This is a genomic window from Bacillus sp. GMa5/1 (genome assembly GCF_050172015.1).
GTDB lineage: Bacteria > Bacillota > Bacilli > Bacillales > Bacillaceae_G > Bacillus_A > Bacillus_A cereus.
This window is the reverse complement of record NZ_JBNLYC010000080.1, coordinates 1-20,052: the sequence shown is the minus strand read 5'-3', so window position 1 is coordinate 20,052 and position 20,052 is coordinate 1. Positions and strand designations below refer to the sequence as shown.

The following is a 20,052-nucleotide window of genomic DNA, read 5'->3' as shown; positions in this document are numbered from 1 at the left end:
GATTGACAAGTTTATTGAGAAACATTATCATTTCGGTGTAAGATGGTAAATGAAAAACATTATCAATAAAATGGATTTTAAAGTAATGCGCACTTGACCAATTAGTTTAGTAAGTGTATTATTTTTTACAACACAACTGATAATGAAAATCAATATCATCGGTGTTACTTAATGAAATTAATGTTTATGTGAAAGGATAGAGAAAATGAACTTAGGGGAATTTGATGGGAAAACAGTTTTAGTAACAGGTGCAGCACAAGGCATAGGCAGTGTCGTTGCCAAAATGTTTTTAGAAAGAGGAGCCACAGTTATTGCGGTTGATCAAAATGAAGAGGGGTTAAATGTACTCTTAAATCAAAATGAATTAAACAATACACGTATGAAAACGTTTCGTTTAGATGTGAGTGATAGCGCCGCTGTTGAAGACATGGTAAATCATATTGCAAATGAAATAGCGCCAATAGATATTTTAATAAATGTTGCAGGGGTTTTACGTATGGGACCAATTCATTCGTTAAGTGATGAAGATTGGAATAAAACATTCTCTGTAAATACTACAGGGGTTTTCAATATGTCCCGAGCGGTAAGTAAAAATATGATGTTAAGAAAATCGGGGGCAATTGTTACAGTCGGTTCAAATGCGGCAAATACGCCAAGAATGGAGATGGCTGCGTATGCTGCGTCAAAGGCCGCAACGACGATGTTTATGAAATGTTTAGGACTAGAGCTTGCGGCATACAATATACGCTGCAACTTAGTTTCTCCAGGTTCTACTGAAACTGAGATGCAAAGATTACTATGGGCTGATGAGAATGGAGCTAAAAATATAATTGCTGGTTCTCAAAATACATATAGACTCGGAATTCCATTACAAAAAATTGCACAACCTTCAGAAGTTGCTGAAGCAGTGTTATTTTTAGCCTCAGATAGAGCAAGTCATATTACAATGCACAATTTATGTGTTGATGGCGGTGCTACGTTAGGAGTTTAATAAAAATTCAGGAGGTTATTATATTATGAATGAACATATAGCTGTAAAGGAATTGTCAGAAAAACTTTTAGAAGATTATAAGACTGAATCTTCATTCTTTTTCGCTTCACCAACTCGAACGATATTAGCAGAAGGAGAGTTTACTACAGTAAAGCATCGTGAAATTGAAAGTTTCCCAGAGCTTGTGCAAGCGACATTAAGTAATGCGAAACAAGCTGGAAATCCAAATCCTATCGTTGTGGGTGCTTTGCCATTTGATCGTAGAAAAGAAGTCCAACTCATCGTACCAGAATATAGCAGAATTTCTGAGCGTTTACAATTGGATACAACAAATCAGCTTGAAACAAATGAGAATGTAACATTTGAAATGACACCAGTGCCAGACCCTGAAGTTTATATGAATGGTGTGAAGCAAGGAATTGAAAAAATACAGGACGGTGATTTAAAGAAAATCGTTCTATCCAGATCGTTAGATGTTAAATCTTCCGAAAAGATTGATAAGCAAAAACTTCTGCGAGAATTAGCAGAGCATAATAAGCATGGTTATACATTTGCTGTAAATTTACCGAAAGATGAAAAAGAGAACAGTAAGACGCTAATTGGAGCAAGCCCTGAATTACTTGTTTCACGTAATGGTATGCAAGTTATTTCTAACCCGTTAGCTGGTTCAAGGCCACGTAGTGAGGACCCAGTAGAAGATAAAAGAAGAGCAGAGGAATTACTTTCTTCGCCAAAAGATTTACATGAACATGCGGTAGTAGTTGAAGCGGTTGTCGCTGCACTTCGTCCGTATTGTCATACATTACATGTTCCAGAAAAGCCATCAGTTATTCATAGTGAAGCGATGTGGCATTTGTCTACAGAAGTGAAAGGTGAACTTAAGGATCCAAATACTTCTTCTTTACAATTAGCAATTGCCCTTCATCCTACGCCAGCAGTTTGCGGAACTCCGATGGAAAAAGCAAGAGAAGCTATACAGCATATTGAGCCATTTGACCGCGAGTTCTTTACAGGAATGCTAGGATGGAGCGATTTAAATGGAGATGGAGAATGGATTGTTACAATTCGTTGTGCTGAAGTACAAGAAAATACACTTCGTTTATATGCAGGAGCTGGAGTTGTTGCTGAGTCAAAACCAGAAGATGAGTTAGCAGAAACATCAGCTAAGTTCCAAACAATGCTAAAAGCTTTAGGGTTAAGAGATAGTTCACTTAATGAAAAATAGGGGGAAGAAAGAATGCTAGTAGGTTATACAGAATGGCCAAAAGAATTTGCCGATCGTTACCGAGAAGCAGGATGTTGGCTTGGTGAAACATTTGGAGGAGTGTTAAGAGAGCGGGCTGAGAAATATGGAGATCGAATCGCGGTTGTAAGTGGTAAGAAGCATATAACATATAGTGAACTTAATAAAAAGGTAGATCGTTTAGCAGCAGGTTTACTGAATTTAGGAATAAAGAAAGAGGACAGAGTTGTAATCCAGTTACCTAACATTATCGAGTTTTTCGAAATATGTTTTGCACTATTTCGAATTGGAGCGCTTCCTGTCTTTGCACTACCTTCACATCGAAGCAGTGAAATTAGTTATTTTTGTGAGTTTGGCGAGGCGAGCGCTTACGTTATTTCAGATAAGGCTCTCGGTTTTGATTATCGAAAATTAGCAAGAGAAGTGAAAGAGAAAGTGCCAACGTTACAACATGTAATTGTAGTGGGAGAAGAAGAAGAGTTTGTGAACATAAATGATCTGTATATGGATCCCGTCTCATTACCAGAAGTTCAGCCAAGTGATGTTGCATTTCTCCAATTATCAGGAGGCACAACAGGTCTTTCTAAATTAATTCCTAGAACACATGATGACTATATTTATAGTTTACGTGTTAGCGCTGAAATTTGTAATTTGAATGCAGAAAGCGTCTATATGGCAGTTCTTCCAGTAGCACACAATTACCCAATGAGTTCTCCAGGGACATTTGGAACTTTCTATGCGGGTGGAAAAGTGGTATTGGCAACTGGTGGTAGTCCAGATGAGGCCTTTGCTCTTATCGAAAAAGAAAAAGTTACAATTACAGCGCTCGTTCCGCCATTAGCAATGATTTGGCTTGATGCTGCATCTTCTCGTAATGCCGATTTATCAAGCCTAGAGATTATTCAAGTAGGTGGTGCTAAGTTTAGCGCTGAGGTTGCAAAACGTATACGTCCTACATTTGGATGTACGTTACAGCAAGTGTTCGGTATGGCGGAAGGATTAGTGAACTATACAAGATTAGATGATCCGGAAGAATTTATTATTTATACACAAGGTAGACCAATGTCTGCACTCGATGAAGTACGAGTTGTTGATGAAAATGACAACGATGTACAACCTGGCGAAGTAGGTAGTTTATTAACAAGAGGTCCATATACAATTCGTGGTTACTATAAAGCCGAAGAGCATAATGCACGATCATTTACAAAGGATGGATTTTATCGCACAGGTGATCTTGTAAAAGTAAATGAACAAGGATACATCATTGTAGAAGGAAGAGATAAAGATCAAATTAACCGCGGTGGTGAGAAAGTTGCTGCGGAAGAAGTTGAAAATCATCTATTAGCACACGATGCGGTCCATGACGTAGCAATTGTATCTATGCCTGACGATTATTTAGGTGAACGCACCTGTGCTTTTGTTATAGCTCGCGGACAAGTTCCAGCAGTAAGTGAATTAAAAATGTTTTTAAGAGAACGTGGTATAGCGGCTTATAAAATTCCAGATCGAATTGAATTTATTGAAGCATTCCCGCAAACAGGAGTCGGAAAAGTCAGCAAAAAAGAACTACGTAAAGTCATTGCTGAAAAGCTTATTACAGTAAAACAATAATAAAAACCGGAAGGAAGTGATTAGATGGCTATCCCATCTATTTCAGTATATAAAATGCCAATTGAATCAGAACTACCAAAAAATAAAGTGAATTGGACACCAGATCCGAAACGTGCAGTACTTTTAATTCATGACATGCAAGAATATTTTCTTGATGCATATAGCGATAAAGAATCACCAAAAGTAGAACTTATTTCAAATATAAAAATGATAAGAGAAAAATGTAAGGAACTTGGTATACCAGTTGTTTATACAGCACAACCTGGTGGGCAAACGTTAGAACAACGAGGTTTATTACAAGACTTTTGGGGTGACGGTATACCTGCTGGACCAGATAAAAAGAAAATTGTTGATGAACTTACTCCTGATGAGGATGATATATTCCTCACAAAATGGAGATATAGTGCATTTAAAAAGACAAATCTATTAGAAATTTTAAATGAACAAGGAAAAGATCAACTCATTATTTGCGGTATTTATGCGCATATTGGCTGTCTTTTAACAGCTTGTGAAGCATTTATGGATGGTATAGAGCCGTTCTTTGTAGCAGATGCAGTTGCTGATTTTTCACTAGAGCATCATAAACAAGCATTGGAGTATGCATCTAATAGATGTGCAGTAACGACATCAACAAACCTACTGTTAAACGATTTACAAAGTGTAAAAGATGATGAGAGTGAAGGAATCACTATACAGGAAGTGCATGAACTAGTTGCACAACTACTTCGTGAGCCAGTAGAGAGTATTGATATTGATGAGGACTTATTAAATAGAGGGCTTGATTCGGTCAGAATTATGAGTTTAGTAGAGAAGTGGCGTCGTGAAGGGAAAGAAATCACTTTTGCACATTTAGCAGAACGTCCAACTGTTGCAGGTTGGTACAGTTTACTATCTTCACAAACAGCACAGGTGCTGTAACAAATAGACTACATAATAAAGGGGTAGTAAAGAATGCCTAACAGTCAAAAGATTCGTCATTCGTTATCATCTGCGCAGTCTGGTATGTGGTTTGCGCAACAATTAGATCCGCTTAATCCAATTTACAATACTGGGGAATATGTAGAAATAAACGGAAATATTCATCAAGAAATTTTCGAATTAGCTGTACGTAAAGTTGTAATGGAAGCAGAAGCACTTCATGTTCGCTTCGAGGAGGATGAAATTGGCCCATGGCAAGTTATTGAAGAATCACAGTTTCATATGCATTTTATTGACGTTCGTAAAGAAGAAAACCCTGAAGAAGCTGCTAAAGTATGGATGAAAAATGATTTATCTATGCCAGTCGATTTGAAAAAAGATACATTATTTACTGAAGCACTTATTCAAGTTGAAAATAATCGTTTCTTTTGGTATCAGCGCATCCATCACATTGTGATGGATGGCTATGGATTTTCACTTCTTAGCCAAAAAGTAGCGAATGAGTATACATCACTTATAGAAGAAACAAACAAGAATGAAAAGCCATTTGATTCTCTTACAAAAGTCGTACAAGAAGATATTGAGTATCGTGAGTCTAAAAAATTTCAGGAAGATCGTACTTTTTGGTTAGAAAAATTTGCGGATGAACCAGAAGTTGTAAGCTTGGCAGAGCGAGCACCGAGAACATCAAATGGATTTTCACGAGAAACAGCTTATTTATCTAGTTCTAGCACGAAAACTTTATTAGAAGATATCAATATTTCGTTAACAAGTTGGCCGGAATTCATTGTCGCTGTAACAAGTATTTATATGCATAAGTTAACAGGTGCACATGATATTGTTTTAGGTTTACCGATGATGGGACGTCTAGGTTCGGTATCTATTCATACACCAAGTATGGTAATGAATTTAGTGCCACTTCGTATTACAGTAACTCCAAATATAACTCTTGCGGAATTATTGCAACAAGTTTCTAAAGAAATCCGAGATGTACGTCGCCATTATAAATACCGTCATGAGGAATTAAGAAGAGACTTAAAGTTACTAGGTGAAAATCAAAGGTTGTTTGGACCGTTAGTGAATGTTATGCCTTTTGATTACGGGCTAAATTTTGCTGGAAATCGTGGTATTACGCATAATTTATCAGCAGGACCTGTCGATGATTTATCAATAAATGTATATAAACGTTTTGATCAAAATGAGCTAATGATTCATTTTGATGCAAATCCTGAAGTATATAATGGCGCGGAGCTAGCATTGCATAAAGAAAGATTTATGAATCTATTTGAATTAGTAGTAAATAATTATGAGAAAAACGAGTCGATTGGAAAAATAAACATTACTCTGCCTGAAGAAAATCATAAAGTTTTATTGGAATGGAATGAAACGAAGGAAGACGATGAGTTAATCAGTCTGCCTATATCATTTGAAAAACAAGTGCAAAAAAATCCCAATAAACTAGCCATTACTTGTGACGGTGTAAACCTTACGTATAAAGAGCTAAATGAACGAGCGAATGAACTAGCACATTATTTAGTAGAAGAAGGAATAAGACCAAACCAGTTTGTAGCTTTAGTATTCCCTAGATCAATAGAAATGGTAGTTAGTATGCTAGCAGTCTTAAAGGCTGGTGCAGCGTATTTACCAATAGATCCAGAATACCCAGCAGAAAGAATTAATTATATAGTAAATGATGCAAAACCAGTTTGTATCATAACACATTCATCTGTTTCATCTAAGTTAGTTATAGAAAATGATATGAAAAAAATTGTATTAGATGAAGAAGAAACGAAACTAGCGTTATATACATATTCTCGTATGAATATAGCATGTAAGAATGATGCATCACTTTTAAACCCAGCCTATACAATATATACTTCAGGCTCAACAGGAAACCCAAAAGGTGTAATTGTTCCTATGAGAGGTTTAAGTAACTTTTTAATGGCTATGCAACAAAAGTTTTCATTAAATGAAAATGATCATTTATTAGCAGTTACAACGTTTGCATTTGATATTTCTGCTCTAGAAATTTATTTACCTCTTATTAGTGGTGCAAGTTTAACAATTGCGCAAAAAGAAGACATACAAGAGCCTTCTGCATTAACGACACTTTTACATGAAGAAAGAGTGGCCATTATGCAGGCTACACCGACGCTTTGGCAGGCGTTAGTAACTGATTATCCAGAGAAGCTACAAGGGCTAAACATACTAGTTGGTGGTGAAGCTCTTTCAGCGCATTTAGCAAATAAATTAAAAGAATTAGGTTGCTCAATAACTAATTTATATGGACCAACTGAAACGACGATTTGGTCTACTTTCATGAACATTGATGAAGGTGAAAAGGGTATACCTCCTATTGGAAAGCCAATTTGCAATACAGAAGTGTATGTATTGGATGCAGGGTTACAACCAGTTCCACCTGGAGTTATTGGGGAATTATATATTGCAGGGGAAGGACTTGCAAGCGGATATTTAGGAAAACCTGAGTTAACAGCTGAACGGTTTGTTGCAAATCCTTATGGAGAATCAGGGAAGCGCATGTACCGTACAGGAGATCTTGTGAAATGGCGTAGTGATGGTGCGTTAGAGTACATTAGTCGCGCAGATCATCAAATTAAAATTCGTGGATTCCGAATTGAATTAGCTGAAATTGAAACGGTATTACAACGACATGAAAATATTCAACAAGCGGTAGTAATAGTACGAGAAGATCGTCCAAATGATAAACGCATCATTGCGTATATCGTTGCAGAAGAAAAGGAACCGATTAATCTTTCAGAAATTCGTTCTTATGTTTCAGAAAGTTTAGCGAATTATATGATACCATCGGCATTTGTTGTGCTAGAAGAATTACCATTAACGCCAAATGGTAAGGTTGACAGAAAGAAATTACCTGCTCCTGATTTTAATGGAATGAACAATGAGAGAGTTGCTAGAAATCCGAAAGAAGAAATATTATGTGATTTATTTGCAGAAGTACTTGGTGTTTCTCGAATTAGCATTGATGATAATTTCTTTGAAATGGGTGGACATTCACTTCTCGCATCTCGTTTAATGGCAAGAATTCGTGAAACGTTAAGTGTGGAATTAGGAATCGGGAAACTATTTGAATCACCAACTGTTGCCGAACTGGCGAAACAATTAAACGATGCAAAAAGTGCAAGACCAGCTATTCAGAAAGCAAGTAGGCCAAATGAAGTTCCACTTTCATTTGCACAGCGCAGGTTATGGTTCTTAAATTGTTTAGAAGGTCCAAGTCCTACTTATAATATTCCGCTAGTCATTCGTATGAATGGAATATTGAATCGGGAAGCATTACAAGGTGCTTTTTATGATGTAGTTGAGAAACATGAAACACTTAGAACAAATTTCCCTAACGTATTAGGTAGTTCTTATCAGAAAATTTTAGATATGGAAAACTTAAATCTAGAAATGGTTATAACTAATACATGTAAAGATGAATTAGAAAGTGTACTTTCAGAGGCGGTAAGGTATAGTTTTAACCTCGATTTTGAGCCGGCAGTTCGTTTGCAACTTTTTACAGTGAGTGAAAACGAACATGTATTATTAATTCTATTACATCATATTGTAGGTGATGGCTGGTCATTACAGCCGTTAACGAGAGACTTTACAGCGGCGTATAAAGCGCGATGTCAAGGTGACAGAGTTCAGCTGGAGTCACTTCCCGTTCAATACGCAGATTATGCACTTTGGCAACAGCAATTGCTAGGTGATGAAACGACACCAGAGAGTCTTATTTCAACACAATTAGATTTTTGGAAAGAAGAACTTAAAGGTTTACCAGACCAAATGGAGTTACCTACAGATTTCCAGCGTCCAATTGAGACGAGTTACCGCGGGGAAACAATTCATTTTCATATAGATGAAGGTATGCATAGTAGGTTAGTAGAGCTTGCACGTGAAAATGGAGCTAGTTTGTTTATGGTATTGCAAGCAGGGCTTAGTGCACTATTTACAAGATTAGGTGCAGGCACTGATATACCAATTGGAAGTCCGATTGCTGGAAGAAATGATGATGTACTCTCTGACATAGTCGGCTTATTTGTAAATACATTAGTGTTACGTACAAATACATCAGGAGATCCAAGTTTTAAAGAATTATTGAATAGAGTAAAGCAGACAAATCTTGCAGCTTATGAAAATCAAGATGTTCCATTTGAACGACTCGTTGAAGTGTTAAACCCAGTGCGTACTCGAAACAGCCACCCGTTGTTTCAAGTTATGTTAGCTTTCCAAAATACGCCAGAAGCAATCTTTGATGCCCCGGATATAGAAGCGAGCCTTGAAATTCAAAGCGTCGGTTCTGCAAAATTTGACTTAACATTTGAAATTAGTGAGAGTAACGGGGGTGACGGTACTCCGAACGGTTTACATGGATTACTAGAGTTTAGTACCGATTTATATAAACGTGAAACGGTTCAAAAACTAATAGAAAGATTTATTTTGTTATTAGATGATGCAGCGAAACATCCGGATCGATCAATTGGCACATTAGAAATATTAACTGTAGCAGAGAAAAATACAGTGTTAGAAAAGTGGAATGGTGGTTTTCAAATTGCACCAGAAATGACATTGCCACAATTATTTGAAAAGCAGGCTCATATAAATCCAAATTCTATTGCTGTTGTCTTTGAAGATAAGAAATTAACTTATGAAGAGTTAAATAGAAAAGCAAATAAAATAGCTCGATTCCTAATAGCAAAAGGGATTGGTCCTGATCAACTCGTTGCTTTAGCGATGCCAAGATCATTAAACATGGTTGTAAGCTTATTAGCTGTTCTTAAAGCTGGTGCTGGATACCTTCCGTTAGATCCAGATTACCCAGCAGACCGTATTTCATTTATGCTACACGATGCGAAACCATCATGTGTTTTAACGAATTCAGAAGTGGAAATTGAATGTAATGAGGCACTAAAAGTTTTAATTGATAATGTAAAAGTAATAGCAGAAGTTGAGAAATATAGTGAAGACAATATTGATGAAGTGGAACGCATTAAGCCATTATCTCCATCACATATTGCTTACGTTATTTATACGTCAGGGTCAACGGGTAGACCGAAAGGCGTTATGATACCTCATCAAAATGTAGTAAGACTTTTAGGAGCAACTGATCATTGGTTCCAGTTTGACGAAAACGATGTTTGGACGATGTTCCATTCATATGCTTTTGATTTCTCGGTTTGGGAAATTTGGGGACCTTTATTATATGGAGGGCGTTTAGTTGTAGTGCCACATACTGTAAGTCGCTCGCCGAAAGAATTTTTACAGCTTCTTGTTAAAGAAAAGGTTACGGTTTTAAACCAAACTCCATCAGCGTTCTATCAATTGATGCAAGCAGATCGTGAAAATGAAGAGATTGGTCAAAAATTATCTTTACGATATGTTGTTTTTGGAGGAGAAGCACTTGAGCTAAGTCGCTTAGAAGATTGGTATAGTCGACATCCTCATAACGCACCAAAGCTTATTAATATGTACGGTATTACGGAGACGACAGTACATGTTAGTTATATTGAAATAGATGAAACTATCGTCTCTTTACGAGCAAATAGTTTAATTGGGTGCAGTATACCTGACCTTAAAGTGTATGTGTTAGACAACTATTTACAACCAGTGCCACCTGGAGTAGTTGGAGAAATGTATGTTGCAGGTGCAGGGCTTGCGCGTGGATATTTAGGAAGAGCAGGATTAACGGCTGAACGCTTTATCGCAGATCCATTTGGCAAGCCAGGTACAAGAATGTATCGTACAGGAGACTTAGCTCGCTGGCGTAAAGATGGGACGCTAGATTATATAGGACGTGCAGATCATCAAATCAAAATTCGTGGGTTCCGAATTGAATTAGGAGAAATAGAAGCAGTCATAATGAAGCACCCTAAAGTTGAGCAAGTAGCCGTTATTGTACGTGAAGATCAACCAGGGGATAAACGGTTAGTTTCTTATATCGTTGCATCAAATAATAAAGCGATTGATACGAATGAAATGCGTCAGTTTGCTAGTGGTAGTTTACCAGATTATATGGTTCCATACGCTTTTGTAGTAGTAAATGAGTTACCTTTAACTCCAAACGGTAAATTAGATAGAAAGGCATTGCCAGCTCCAGAATTTATTGCATCATCTTCTAGTCGTGGTCCAAGAACACCGCAAGAAGAAATGTTATGTGACTTGTTTACAGAAGTGCTAAGTGTACCTCAAATTGGAATTGATGACGGATTCTTTGATCTTGGTGGCCATTCACTCCTTGCAGTGCAACTTATGAGCCGCATGAAAGAGGCGCTTGGAGTGGAACTAAATATTGGCACTTTATTTGCAGCACCGACTGTTGCAGGGTTAGCTGAAAGACTTGAGATGGGGAATGGTCAAAGTGCACTTGATGTGTTGCTTCCATTACGAGCAAGCGGGGATCAATTACCACTATTTTGTGTACATCCAGCTGGTGGATTAAGTTGGTGCTATGCAGGACTTATGAAATCTTTAGGAACAGATTATCCAATCTATGGTGTACAAGCACGAGGTATTGCTAAAAATGAAGAACTTCCAAAAAGTTTAGAGGAGATGGCGGCGGATTACTTGAAACATGTTCGTGAAGTACAGCCTCATGGACCATATCGTTTACTAGGTTGGTCGCTTGGAGGAAATGTTGTGCATGCAATGGCGGCGCAATTACAAAATGAAGGGGAAGAAGTAGAATTACTCGTTATGCTTGACTCTTATCCTGGACACTTCTTACCGAATACGGAAGCGCCTACTGAAGAGGAAGCGTTAATCGCATTACTTGCTTTAGGCGGATATGACCCAGATAACATGGATGGTAAACCACTTACAATGGAAAGTGCAGTTGAAATCCTTCGTAAAGATGGAAGTGCATTAGCAAGTCTTGAAGAAGAGACTATATTGAACTTGAAAGAAACATATGTAAATTCAGTAGGGTTGTTAGGGAAATATGTACCGAAAGTTTATAACGGAGATATCTTATTCTTTAGATCTACTGTTATACCAGACTGGTTTGATCCTATTTCTCCAAATACGTGGCTAAATTATTTAGATGGGCAAATTGTGCAGCACGATATTGATTGTAGACATAAAGATCTATGTCAGCCAGGTCCACTTACGGAAATTGGACAAGTATTAGCGAAATATTTGCAGAATAAGAAAGGGGTAAGTAGAGTATGACGAATCCATTTGAAAATGATAATTACACATATAAAGTATTAATAAATGAGGAGGGCCAGTATTCTCTCTGGCCTGCTTTTCTCGATGTACCTATTGGCTGGAATGTCGTATATGAAGAAGCTAGTAGGCAGAGCTGCTTAGAATATGTTGAATATAACTGGAAAGATTTGAATCCACAAGGTAATCAAGTTCGCGAAAAAACATTAGTAGGAAAACGATAATGAAAGAAAAACTAAATCCAAAAGTAGTTGTAAGTATCGTTTATATAACTGCGATGTTTATGGCTGCGATGGACGCAACGATTGTAAATGTAGCACTGCAAACGATAAGTAGAGAACTACAAGTACCTCCATCTGCAATGGGGACGGTGAATGTTGGATATTTAGTTAGTTTAGCTGTTTTCCTTCCGATTTCTGGTTGGTTAGGAGATCGTTTTGGTACGAAAAGAGTATTTTTAATTGCTCTTTTCGTATTTACAATTGCATCTGCTTTATGCGGAATGGCTAACGATATTACTTCATTGAATATTTTCCGTATTATTCAAGGTGCTGGCGGAGGGCTTTTAACACCGGTCGGAATGGCGATGTTATTTCGAACATTTTCACCAGAGGAAAGACCGAAGATTTCCCGGTTCATTATACTTCCAATTGCTGTAGCACCAGCAATTGGTCCTATCATCGGTGGTTTCTTTGTAGAGCAAATGTCTTGGCGTTGGGCATTTTATATTAATCTACCGTTTGGAATCGTTGCATTGCTATTTGGACTTCTATTTTTAGCAGAACATGTTGAAAAATCAGCTGGTCGCTTTGATTCGCTCGGCTTTATTTTATCAGCACCAGGATTTGCGATGCTCATATATGCACTCAGCCAGGGACCATCAAAAGGGTGGATTTCTCCAGAAATTATGAGTACTGGGATAGCTGGGGTTGTATTCATTACATTGTTTATAATTGTAGAACTGAAAGTAAAGCAACCGATGTTAGATTTACGCTTATTAAAAGAACCAGTCTTTAGAAAGATGAGCATTATATCATTATTTTCATCAGCTGGTTTATTAGGAATGTTATTTGTTTTTCCTCTTATGTATCAAAATGTGATAGGAGTTTCTGCACTGGAATCAGGACTTACGACATTTCCAGAGGCGATTGGATTAATGATTTCTTCACAAATTGTACCATGGTCATATAAGAAATTAGGAGCTCGAAAGGTAATTTCTATTGGATTAATATGTACGGCGGTTATATTTGTTTTATTGAGTTTTGTAAATCACGATACGAATCCGTGGCAAATCCGGGCATTATTGTTTGGTATCGGTATTTTCTTAGGTCAATCTGTCGGTGCGGTTCAATTTTCTGCCTTTAACAATATCACGCCGCCTTCTATGGGGAGAGCGACTACTATATTCAATGTGCAAAATCGACTAGGTTCAGCAATAGGAGTAGCGGTTTTAGCTAGTATACTAGCTGGTTTTGGAGGTAATAACGTTCAATCCGATTTTTTACCATATCAAGCAGCATTAATTGGTTCAGCAATATTTTTGCTCATAGCACTACTATTTTCTTTACGTATTTCCGATAAAGAGGTAATGTCAAAGAAGAAAGAAAAAACATTATCTGTATCAGAAAAAGAGAAAGTACTTGTCAATGAATAACAATATACGTATGCTTTTTTATGAAAATTGATATTCGTTGAATAAAGGAGAGTTTACATGATAGAAAGTAAAGTTGTAGATTCTATTCCAACTTTGAATGAGAATGATTGTCAAATATGGTGGGCAAGAATTTCGGATTTACAATCATGGCATTACAATTTACTAAATGATATAGAGCGAGAGAAAGCAAATTCGTATCATCATTCGGCAGATCGAGCTCGTTTTATAATAGGTTGCGTAATAAGTAGATTAGTTCTCGGCAAGATACTTTCTATGTCACCAGTCCAAGTACCAATTGATCGAATGTGCTCAGTATGTAAATTGCAGCATGGAAGACCACAATTACCAGAAGGTATGCCGCAATTATCCGTTTCGCATTCAGGTGAGTGGGTTGTCGTTGCATTTACAAAATCTGCACCTGTTGGCATAGATGTAGAACAAATGAATCCAAGTATAGATGTTATGAAAATGGCAGAAGGTGTATTAACAGACATTGAAATAGCGCAAGTTATGAAACTGCCAAATGAACAGAAAATAGAAGGTTTTTTAACATATTGGACTCGAAAAGAAGCGGTGCTGAAAGCGACAGGTGAAGGACTAATGATTCCACCAGTACATATTACAGTATCAGCTCCAAATGATCCTCCAAACTTGTTGGTTTTTAAGGATAGACAAGAGTTAGCAAGTAATACAATGATGGAAGATGTAAGGCCTAGTTTAGATTATAGGGCTTCTGTTGCAATATTCAGTAAGGAAGTGACTGAAATTACGCAATTAGACGCGGCAGCACTTTTAAATCTTAAATAAAAAAATTACAGAAGAGGTGTTCCTCATGTTAGTAGCGGAAAATAGAAAGAATGAATTCACTTATAATGTACAAGCAATTAAAAATATTTTATTTTCTGGAGATACATCATCCATTCATGCTTTAGAAAAGCTTTTAAATGATACAGTTCAGTTTGATGTTCTTGAACAAGAGGCACTTGGTAGACAGTACATTCCGAAAGAAGCAAAGAATTTCTTTGATAAAGATGGAACATTTCTTTACCGTGTATCTAATGTTAGTTATAAAGGAAAGGTGTTATCTGAAAATCTAATTTTTGCAGACACTTCGTTTTTACCGGACGCAATAAAGAGTGAATTAGAGAGTGGAAATATTCCTGTTGAAAAGCTTATAGAAAAGATGGAAGTAAGAAGAAACGTATTATATGAAGGATATCAGCCATCTGGAAATATTATTGAATTGTTTGATGGATGTTCTGTTACAGCGAATGTGTATCCAACTAGAAAGTATCAAATTGTAAGTAACTGCAAATGTGTATTTTATATTTGTGAAGTGTATCATGCAGAGAATATAAAGCAATTGCTTAAATAAAAACAAGAAACCAGCCTATAAAATGGCTGGTTTCTTGTTTTTATTTAACAGCTTCTTTTAATTCTTTACCTGCTTTAAATGCAGGAACTTTACCAGCGGCGATTTGAATTTCTTCGCCAGTTTGCGGATTACGTCCTGTACGAGCAGATCTTTCGCGTACTTCAAAAGTTCCAAACCCGATTAGTTGAACTTTATCTCCAGATTGTAATGCATTAGCAATTGTGTCAAATACGGATTGTACAGCTGCAGAAGCGTCCTTTTGAGAAATATCAGCTGATTGAGCTACGTTTTTAATTAATTCTGTTTTGTTCATGTTTTCACCTCATAAAAAAATTTTTGGAATGAATGTTTTAGTATAATAGATAGTAAAGATAAAGCTATCACTATGATTAGAAAGAATACTATATAATTATGTTAATTTCGTTGCAAGAGACTGAATCCCTTCTATTATTTAGGGATTAATTAAGAATCGATGCATATAAAAAGCTTTAATATGAGGATGAGGGGGAGTATACGAATGATTTTTCGTGAAAAAAATGAGAAGGAAAGTATTTTAATTCGTCAACATGATCATGGTTTTTTGGCTGGAGAGATTGCAAAGCATATAAAAGAAGACTTTTTTGAAGATAAAACATATTTAAAAGAAACAGTTGATGCAATATATGAGCATGACAGAGGATGGATAGAGCTTGATAAAGTACCAATTTTGAATGATGCTAAAAATATTCCATATACATTTATGGATTGTCCAAGCCCATTACGTTTTGTTTTTTATACGATTGGATTGAATGAAATTGAAAATTCTAATCCATACGGGGCATTGCTTTGTAGTAAACATTTTTTATCATTTCCACTAAACGAGGAAGATGAAGAGATGATGTCATTTTATAAACATGAATTAGAACGACAAAAAAGAATTTTGAAAACGTTAACAAAGAAACAGTTTGCGATGTTCGATAAGCATTATAGATTATTAAAGTTTTGTGATGAACTTTCTTTATACGTATGTATGAATAAGCCTGGTGTCAAAAAGAAAGATGAAATTGACTTATTTAAAGATGGTTTTGAAGGAACAGAAATGTTTAATAGTAAAGAGGAGAAACTTATTCAAGCTGAATGGGTGGACGAGGAAACAATTCGGATTACACCATTTCCATTTCAAACAGAATTTTATACGTATGTAAAATATAAAACGATAAATAAGCATGAAATGAAAGAAAAAGGGATTGCAAAGGCTGATAGAGAATCAGAAATGAAGAAACAAACCATTCGTTTCATACAATAAGGAGGTAATATAAATTGAAAGATTATATATTAAAACAGTGTGATTATCATGCTTGGGCTAATACTAGATTATTCAATCGATTAAAAGAGTTACCAAACTATGAGACAATTTTTAATGAGCAGATACAGAGTGTATTCCCATCCATTAAGGATACTTTTGTGCATATTTATATTACAGATCAAGTGTGGTTACATATATTGCATGGTAAAAGTATGAATGAAGCAATACAAGACCGAGAAGATTTACGAAAACAAATTGAAACTAAATCGTTACATGAATTAGAAAAAATGTTTGAAAACATGGCAAATCAATATAAAGAGTTTTTAATTACAATACAAGATGTGAATGCTGTATTTGTTATTGAGAATCCATACGTAGGGAAATTAGAAACTTCGATTTTAGAATTAGTGCAACATGTCGTAAATCATGGTACATATCATAGAGGAAATATAACAGCGATGATTCGTCAACTTGGTCATTCATCGACAATGATGGATTTTGTACTGTATTTACATATGGTTAAAAAGCAGGGAGAGTAATATAGTTTGTAAGAAGGAGAGGCTTTAATTATAGAAGTCTCTCCTTCTATTTTATTCTGCATTCATGGTAGATCGACTGATTAAAGTTTTCTTAAGAAGCTTTATTTTCTTGTAATTGCTTAGCGTATTGTACAGCCTTATATGCATTGACTCTACCGTTTTTCCAGTACGTACCTGTACCACTAATTTTATCAGTAGTAGACTCAATAATTTGGCGGATTTGTGTATTGCTATATCCTTGATTTGCTAAAAGAGCTGCGACTCCTGCAACATGAGGTGTTGCCATAGATGTACCACTTAATGATTGATACGTGCTTCCTTTATATGTTGAATATATATTTGAACCTGGTGCTGCAACATCTACCCAGCTACCATAAGTAGAGAATGAAGATTTTCTATCTGATTGATCTGTAGAAGCAACTGCAATTACTTCGCTGTAATAAGCAGGGTAATTAGCTTTTGTATTTCCAGCATTTCCAGCAGCTGCAACTATAACAGACCCTTTATTCCATGCATATTGAACGGCTTGTTGTAATGCAGTACCACCATTTGGAGCTCCTAAACTTAAACTAATTACTTTTGCACCCGAATCAGCAGCTTCTCGAATACCTTGCGCTACAGCATCAAGAGTACCACTTCCTTGATTATCTAATACGCGGACAGCATAAATTGAAGTTTGTGGGGCAACACCAGCAATTCCGACGCTGTTATTCGTAAGTGCTCCAGTAATTCCAGCGCAATGTGTACCATGACCATTACCATCATCAGATGTATTGTCGTTATCAACATAATCATGCCCAGAAATTACTTTCGAAGCCAGATCAGGGTGTGAGCCTTGAACTCCTGTATCAATAATAGCTACTTTTACACCAGGATCACTTCGTTGGCTATCCCAAGCTTGTGGAGCTTGAATCTTTTGTAACCCGTATTGATTATTAAAATATGGGTCGTTTGGAGTCCAAAAGGCGTGAACGTAATAATTCGGTTCTGCATATTCCACATCTGGATTATTTTTATAGCTCTTTATTTTTTCTTTTACAGTACCTTTTGAAAATTGTACGACTTCAAAACCTAACTTATCATCTTTAGATAAGACATTAGCTCCGACAGATTTATGAAAAGATTGCACATTACTTAAAGATGCATTTTGTTTGAACTTAACGATTAATTGGTTAGGAACGTAATCAGTAGATGATGTTTCAGCGCTTGAAGTATTCGTGTTAAAGAAGAAACCACCAATAATAAATGACAAAACAGATAGGAAAACGATGATTTTGTTTTTCAAAAGATTTTTCCTCCCTTTTCTTGGATGAGTTTTTCAGTGACACCTTAATGTCGCATTCCTTTTCAACTATATAGTTAGACCATACGATTTATGACATTTATGTTAAAAACTTTTGAAGGAATAAAAAGGAGTAAATATTGATATAAATATATTTTTAATGATAGTAATTAAGTAAAAGAGGGGATGAAAAAAGGAACGCTCATCATGTATGAGTCATTCCTTTTTTCATAGATTAACTTGCCTGTTTTTTATTATTTTCTTTCAATTTCTCTGCTTGTAAAAAGCGATTCGTTTCAGCAACAACAATACTACTTAATCCAATTAGACCAATCAAGTTTGGAATTGCCATAAGTCCATTTGCAATATCAGCAAATGTCCATACGATTCCTAGCTTTAAATTAGCACCAATTGCAATCATAACAATAAAGATTGCTTTATAATATTTAACTGCACTTTCTCCGAATAAATAAGCTACACATTTTTCTCCATAATACGACCAGCCTAAAATAGTAGAGTAGGCAAATAAAATAATTGCGATACCGAGAATCATACTACCAGCAGTACCAAATACAGATTGGAATGCAAGTGTTGTAGCTTCAACGCCAGTTTTACCAGATCTCCAAGCACCTGTAGTAATTAATACTAGTCCTGTAATTGTACATACAATAAACGTATCTAGAAAAGTACCAGTCATTGAAACTAAAGCTTGCTTTGCAGGCGAATCGGTTTTTGCCGCCGCCGCGGCAATAGGGGCACTCCCTAAACCAGCTTCGTTCGCAAATACACCACGCGCCATTCCGATTTGAATAGCTGATGCAACTGTTGCCCCAATAAAACCACCAGCAGCTGCTGTACCATTAAATGCACCAGAAAAAATAAGTGAAAAAGCTTCTGGAATTTGGTCGTAGTGATAGAAAATAATTATAAGACCAGCAATTATATAAAAGAAAGCTTTAATAGGAACGACATATCCCGTCACTTTCCCAATTTTTTTTACACCGCCTAAAATAACAATTGCGATTAAAAATGACATTACTATACCAGTTAAAGCAGGAGGGAAAGAGAAATTAATTCGCATTGCCTCTGCAACTGAGTTAGATTGCACCATATTACCAATACCGAAAGAAGCAGTTGTGCCGAATATAGCGAATAATACTGCCAGCCATTTCTTACCTAAACCACGCTCTAAATAATACATTGGTCCACCTGAATATTCACCATTTTCATTACTAACACGGTATTTTACTGCAAGTATTGCCTCGGCATACTTTGTTGCCATACCGAATAAAGCGGTAATCCACATCCAAAATATTGCACCAGGACCACCAATTGTAACAGCTGTTGCAACACCGGCTATATTTCCCATACCAATCGTTGCGGCCATAGCTGTCATAAGTGCTTGGAAGTGACTAATATCTCCAGAAGAAGAGGTATCTTCTGATTTTTTAAATGCTAGTTTGTGAGCGTATAATAGTTTACTAAACTGTAAACCTTTTAAACGCACTGTGAGAATGATACCTGTTCCAACGAGTAGCAATAAAGTTGGTAATCCCCACACGTATTGATTCATTTGTTCTAATACTTTACTTACTGTCTCCATCTTTATTCTCCTTTATTTAGAAAAAATAAAAACCACTTCAAGTAAATGAAATGGTCTCTGGAGAAACAAGTGATAGAAAAATAAACCGATACAAATCGGCATTTTCTTTCGCTTGTCTCTGTCCTTTTACCTGAGAGATTATCCGCTATAGTAGCGGATTTGCTCCTTCGGTGCTCGTTTTCCTCCGCGCTCTATGAAAGCGAGAGGGAGTCTCTCCAGAGATTCGTCCCCATGCAGTTCTACTTGTAACCAAGACCTGAGAGTTTCAAAGCTGGTATAACAACTTTTTGCCCCGTCGGTAGATCAATAGACCTTCTCCTGAATGGTTCATCCGAATTATAAAATTTATAAACACATTGATTG

At 36.4% G+C, this 20,052-nt stretch carries 14 protein-coding genes and 1 riboswitch; of the genes, 11 read left to right on the top strand and 3 right to left on the bottom strand.

What is annotated here, in order from left to right; genetic code table 11:
* The first annotated feature begins 205 nt into the window (after positions 1 to 205).
* The 9 genes from dhbA to ACQGSG_RS17940 are packed head-to-tail and all read left to right on the top strand — an operon-like array spanning position 206 to position 14,980.
* Positions 206 to 991 (top strand): 2,3-dihydro-2,3-dihydroxybenzoate dehydrogenase, encoded by a 786-nt coding sequence (gene dhbA, locus ACQGSG_RS17980; protein WP_001048430.1) that lies wholly within the window; start codon positions 206 to 208, stop codon positions 989 to 991.
* Between the two features lie 25 nt (positions 992 to 1,016).
* Positions 1,017 to 2,216, top strand: coding sequence for an isochorismate synthase DhbC (gene dhbC / locus ACQGSG_RS17975; RefSeq protein ID WP_001002076.1), 1,200 nt, complete (start codon positions 1,017 to 1,019; stop codon positions 2,214 to 2,216).
* Positions 2,217 to 2,228: 12 nt separating this feature from the next.
* A complete protein-coding gene (locus tag ACQGSG_RS17970; protein ID WP_000960118.1) occupies positions 2,229 to 3,845 on the top strand; it encodes a (2,3-dihydroxybenzoyl)adenylate synthase in 1,617 nt (538 codons plus the stop codon).
* A gap of 24 nt (positions 3,846 to 3,869) precedes the next feature.
* On the top strand, positions 3,870 to 4,763 hold the full coding sequence (locus ACQGSG_RS17965; protein WP_001007253.1) for an isochorismatase family protein: 894 nt from the start codon (positions 3,870 to 3,872) through the stop codon (positions 4,761 to 4,763).
* A gap of 33 nt (positions 4,764 to 4,796) precedes the next feature.
* On the top strand, positions 4,797 to 11,954 hold the full coding sequence (locus tag ACQGSG_RS17960) for an amino acid adenylation domain-containing protein (RefSeq protein ID WP_426947746.1): 7,158 nt from the start codon (positions 4,797 to 4,799) through the stop codon (positions 11,952 to 11,954).
* The gene (locus ACQGSG_RS17955) at positions 11,951 to 12,175 is read left to right on the top strand and encodes an MbtH family protein (RefSeq protein ID WP_000184059.1); all 225 of its coding nucleotides are present in this window, start codon (positions 11,951 to 11,953) and stop codon (positions 12,173 to 12,175) included. The genes ACQGSG_RS17960 and ACQGSG_RS17955 overlap by 4 nt, the downstream gene beginning before the upstream one ends.
* Positions 12,175 to 13,605, top strand: coding sequence for an MDR family MFS transporter (locus tag ACQGSG_RS17950; RefSeq protein WP_325842615.1), 1,431 nt, complete (start codon positions 12,175 to 12,177; stop codon positions 13,603 to 13,605). The genes ACQGSG_RS17955 and ACQGSG_RS17950 overlap by 1 nt, the downstream gene beginning before the upstream one ends.
* 57 nt (positions 13,606 to 13,662) lie before the next feature.
* Entirely contained in the window at positions 13,663 to 14,412 is a 750-nt protein-coding gene (sfp, locus tag ACQGSG_RS17945) for a 4'-phosphopantetheinyl transferase Sfp (RefSeq protein ID WP_000572999.1), read from the top strand.
* Positions 14,413 to 14,437: 25 nt separating this feature from the next.
* Positions 14,438 to 14,980: a hypothetical protein gene (locus ACQGSG_RS17940; protein ID WP_000959126.1), complete on the top strand. Its 543-nt coding sequence runs from the start codon at positions 14,438 to 14,440 to the stop codon at positions 14,978 to 14,980.
* Between the two features lie 40 nt (positions 14,981 to 15,020).
* Here the strand turns inward: ACQGSG_RS17940 and ACQGSG_RS17935 are convergent, their stop codons facing one another.
* The gene (locus tag ACQGSG_RS17935) at positions 15,021 to 15,293 is read right to left on the bottom strand and encodes an HU family DNA-binding protein (RefSeq protein WP_001043905.1); all 273 of its coding nucleotides are present in this window, start codon (positions 15,291 to 15,293) and stop codon (positions 15,021 to 15,023) included.
* Positions 15,294 to 15,497: 204 nt separating this feature from the next.
* On the opposite strand from ACQGSG_RS17935, the gene ACQGSG_RS17930 reads away from it, so the two are divergent.
* On the top strand, positions 15,498 to 16,265 hold the full coding sequence (locus ACQGSG_RS17930; RefSeq protein ID WP_000577284.1) for a DUF3891 family protein: 768 nt from the start codon (positions 15,498 to 15,500) through the stop codon (positions 16,263 to 16,265).
* Positions 16,266 to 16,279: 14 nt separating this feature from the next.
* Positions 16,280 to 16,804, top strand: a complete 525-nt coding sequence (locus ACQGSG_RS17925) for a DinB family protein (protein WP_000656270.1) — start codon at positions 16,280 to 16,282, stop codon at positions 16,802 to 16,804.
* Positions 16,805 to 16,895: 91 nt separating this feature from the next.
* Here ACQGSG_RS17925 and ACQGSG_RS17920 read toward each other — a convergent pair whose 3' ends face one another.
* Both ACQGSG_RS17920 and ACQGSG_RS17915 read right to left on the bottom strand, forming a co-directional pair.
* Positions 16,896 to 18,089, bottom strand: coding sequence for a S8 family peptidase (locus ACQGSG_RS17920; RefSeq protein ID WP_325842613.1), 1,194 nt, complete (start codon positions 18,087 to 18,089; stop codon positions 16,896 to 16,898).
* A gap of 232 nt (positions 18,090 to 18,321) precedes the next feature.
* Positions 18,322 to 19,689 carry an alanine/glycine:cation symporter family protein gene (locus ACQGSG_RS17915; protein ID WP_016109930.1) on the bottom strand — a complete coding sequence of 456 codons (1,368 nt, stop codon included), beginning with the start codon at positions 19,687 to 19,689 and terminating at the stop codon, positions 18,322 to 18,324.
* A gap of 108 nt (positions 19,690 to 19,797) precedes the next feature.
* A riboswitch (glycine riboswitch) is annotated at positions 19,798 to 19,918 on the bottom strand.
* Positions 19,919 to 20,052 lie beyond the last annotated feature (134 nt).

Coding starts and splice junctions, on each gene's coding strand:
- dhbA (WP_001048430.1), top strand. CDS start 206: ATGAACTTAGGGGAATTTGATGGGAAAACAGTTTTAGTAACAGGTGCA.
- dhbC (WP_001002076.1), top strand. CDS start 1,017: ATGAATGAACATATAGCTGTAAAGGAATTGTCAGAAAAACTTTTAGAA.
- ACQGSG_RS17970 (WP_000960118.1), top strand. CDS start 2,229: ATGCTAGTAGGTTATACAGAATGGCCAAAAGAATTTGCCGATCGTTAC.
- ACQGSG_RS17965 (WP_001007253.1), top strand. CDS start 3,870: ATGGCTATCCCATCTATTTCAGTATATAAAATGCCAATTGAATCAGAA.
- ACQGSG_RS17960 (WP_426947746.1), top strand. CDS start 4,797: ATGCCTAACAGTCAAAAGATTCGTCATTCGTTATCATCTGCGCAGTCT.
- ACQGSG_RS17955 (WP_000184059.1), top strand. CDS start 11,951: ATGACGAATCCATTTGAAAATGATAATTACACATATAAAGTATTAATA.
- ACQGSG_RS17950 (WP_325842615.1), top strand. CDS start 12,175: ATGAAAGAAAAACTAAATCCAAAAGTAGTTGTAAGTATCGTTTATATA.
- sfp (WP_000572999.1), top strand. CDS start 13,663: ATGATAGAAAGTAAAGTTGTAGATTCTATTCCAACTTTGAATGAGAAT.
- ACQGSG_RS17940 (WP_000959126.1), top strand. CDS start 14,438: ATGTTAGTAGCGGAAAATAGAAAGAATGAATTCACTTATAATGTACAA.
- ACQGSG_RS17935 (WP_001043905.1), bottom strand. CDS start 15,293: ATGAACAAAACAGAATTAATTAAAAACGTAGCTCAATCAGCTGATATT.
- ACQGSG_RS17930 (WP_000577284.1), top strand. CDS start 15,498: ATGATTTTTCGTGAAAAAAATGAGAAGGAAAGTATTTTAATTCGTCAA.
- ACQGSG_RS17915 (WP_016109930.1), bottom strand. CDS start 19,689: ATGGAGACAGTAAGTAAAGTATTAGAACAAATGAATCAATACGTGTGG.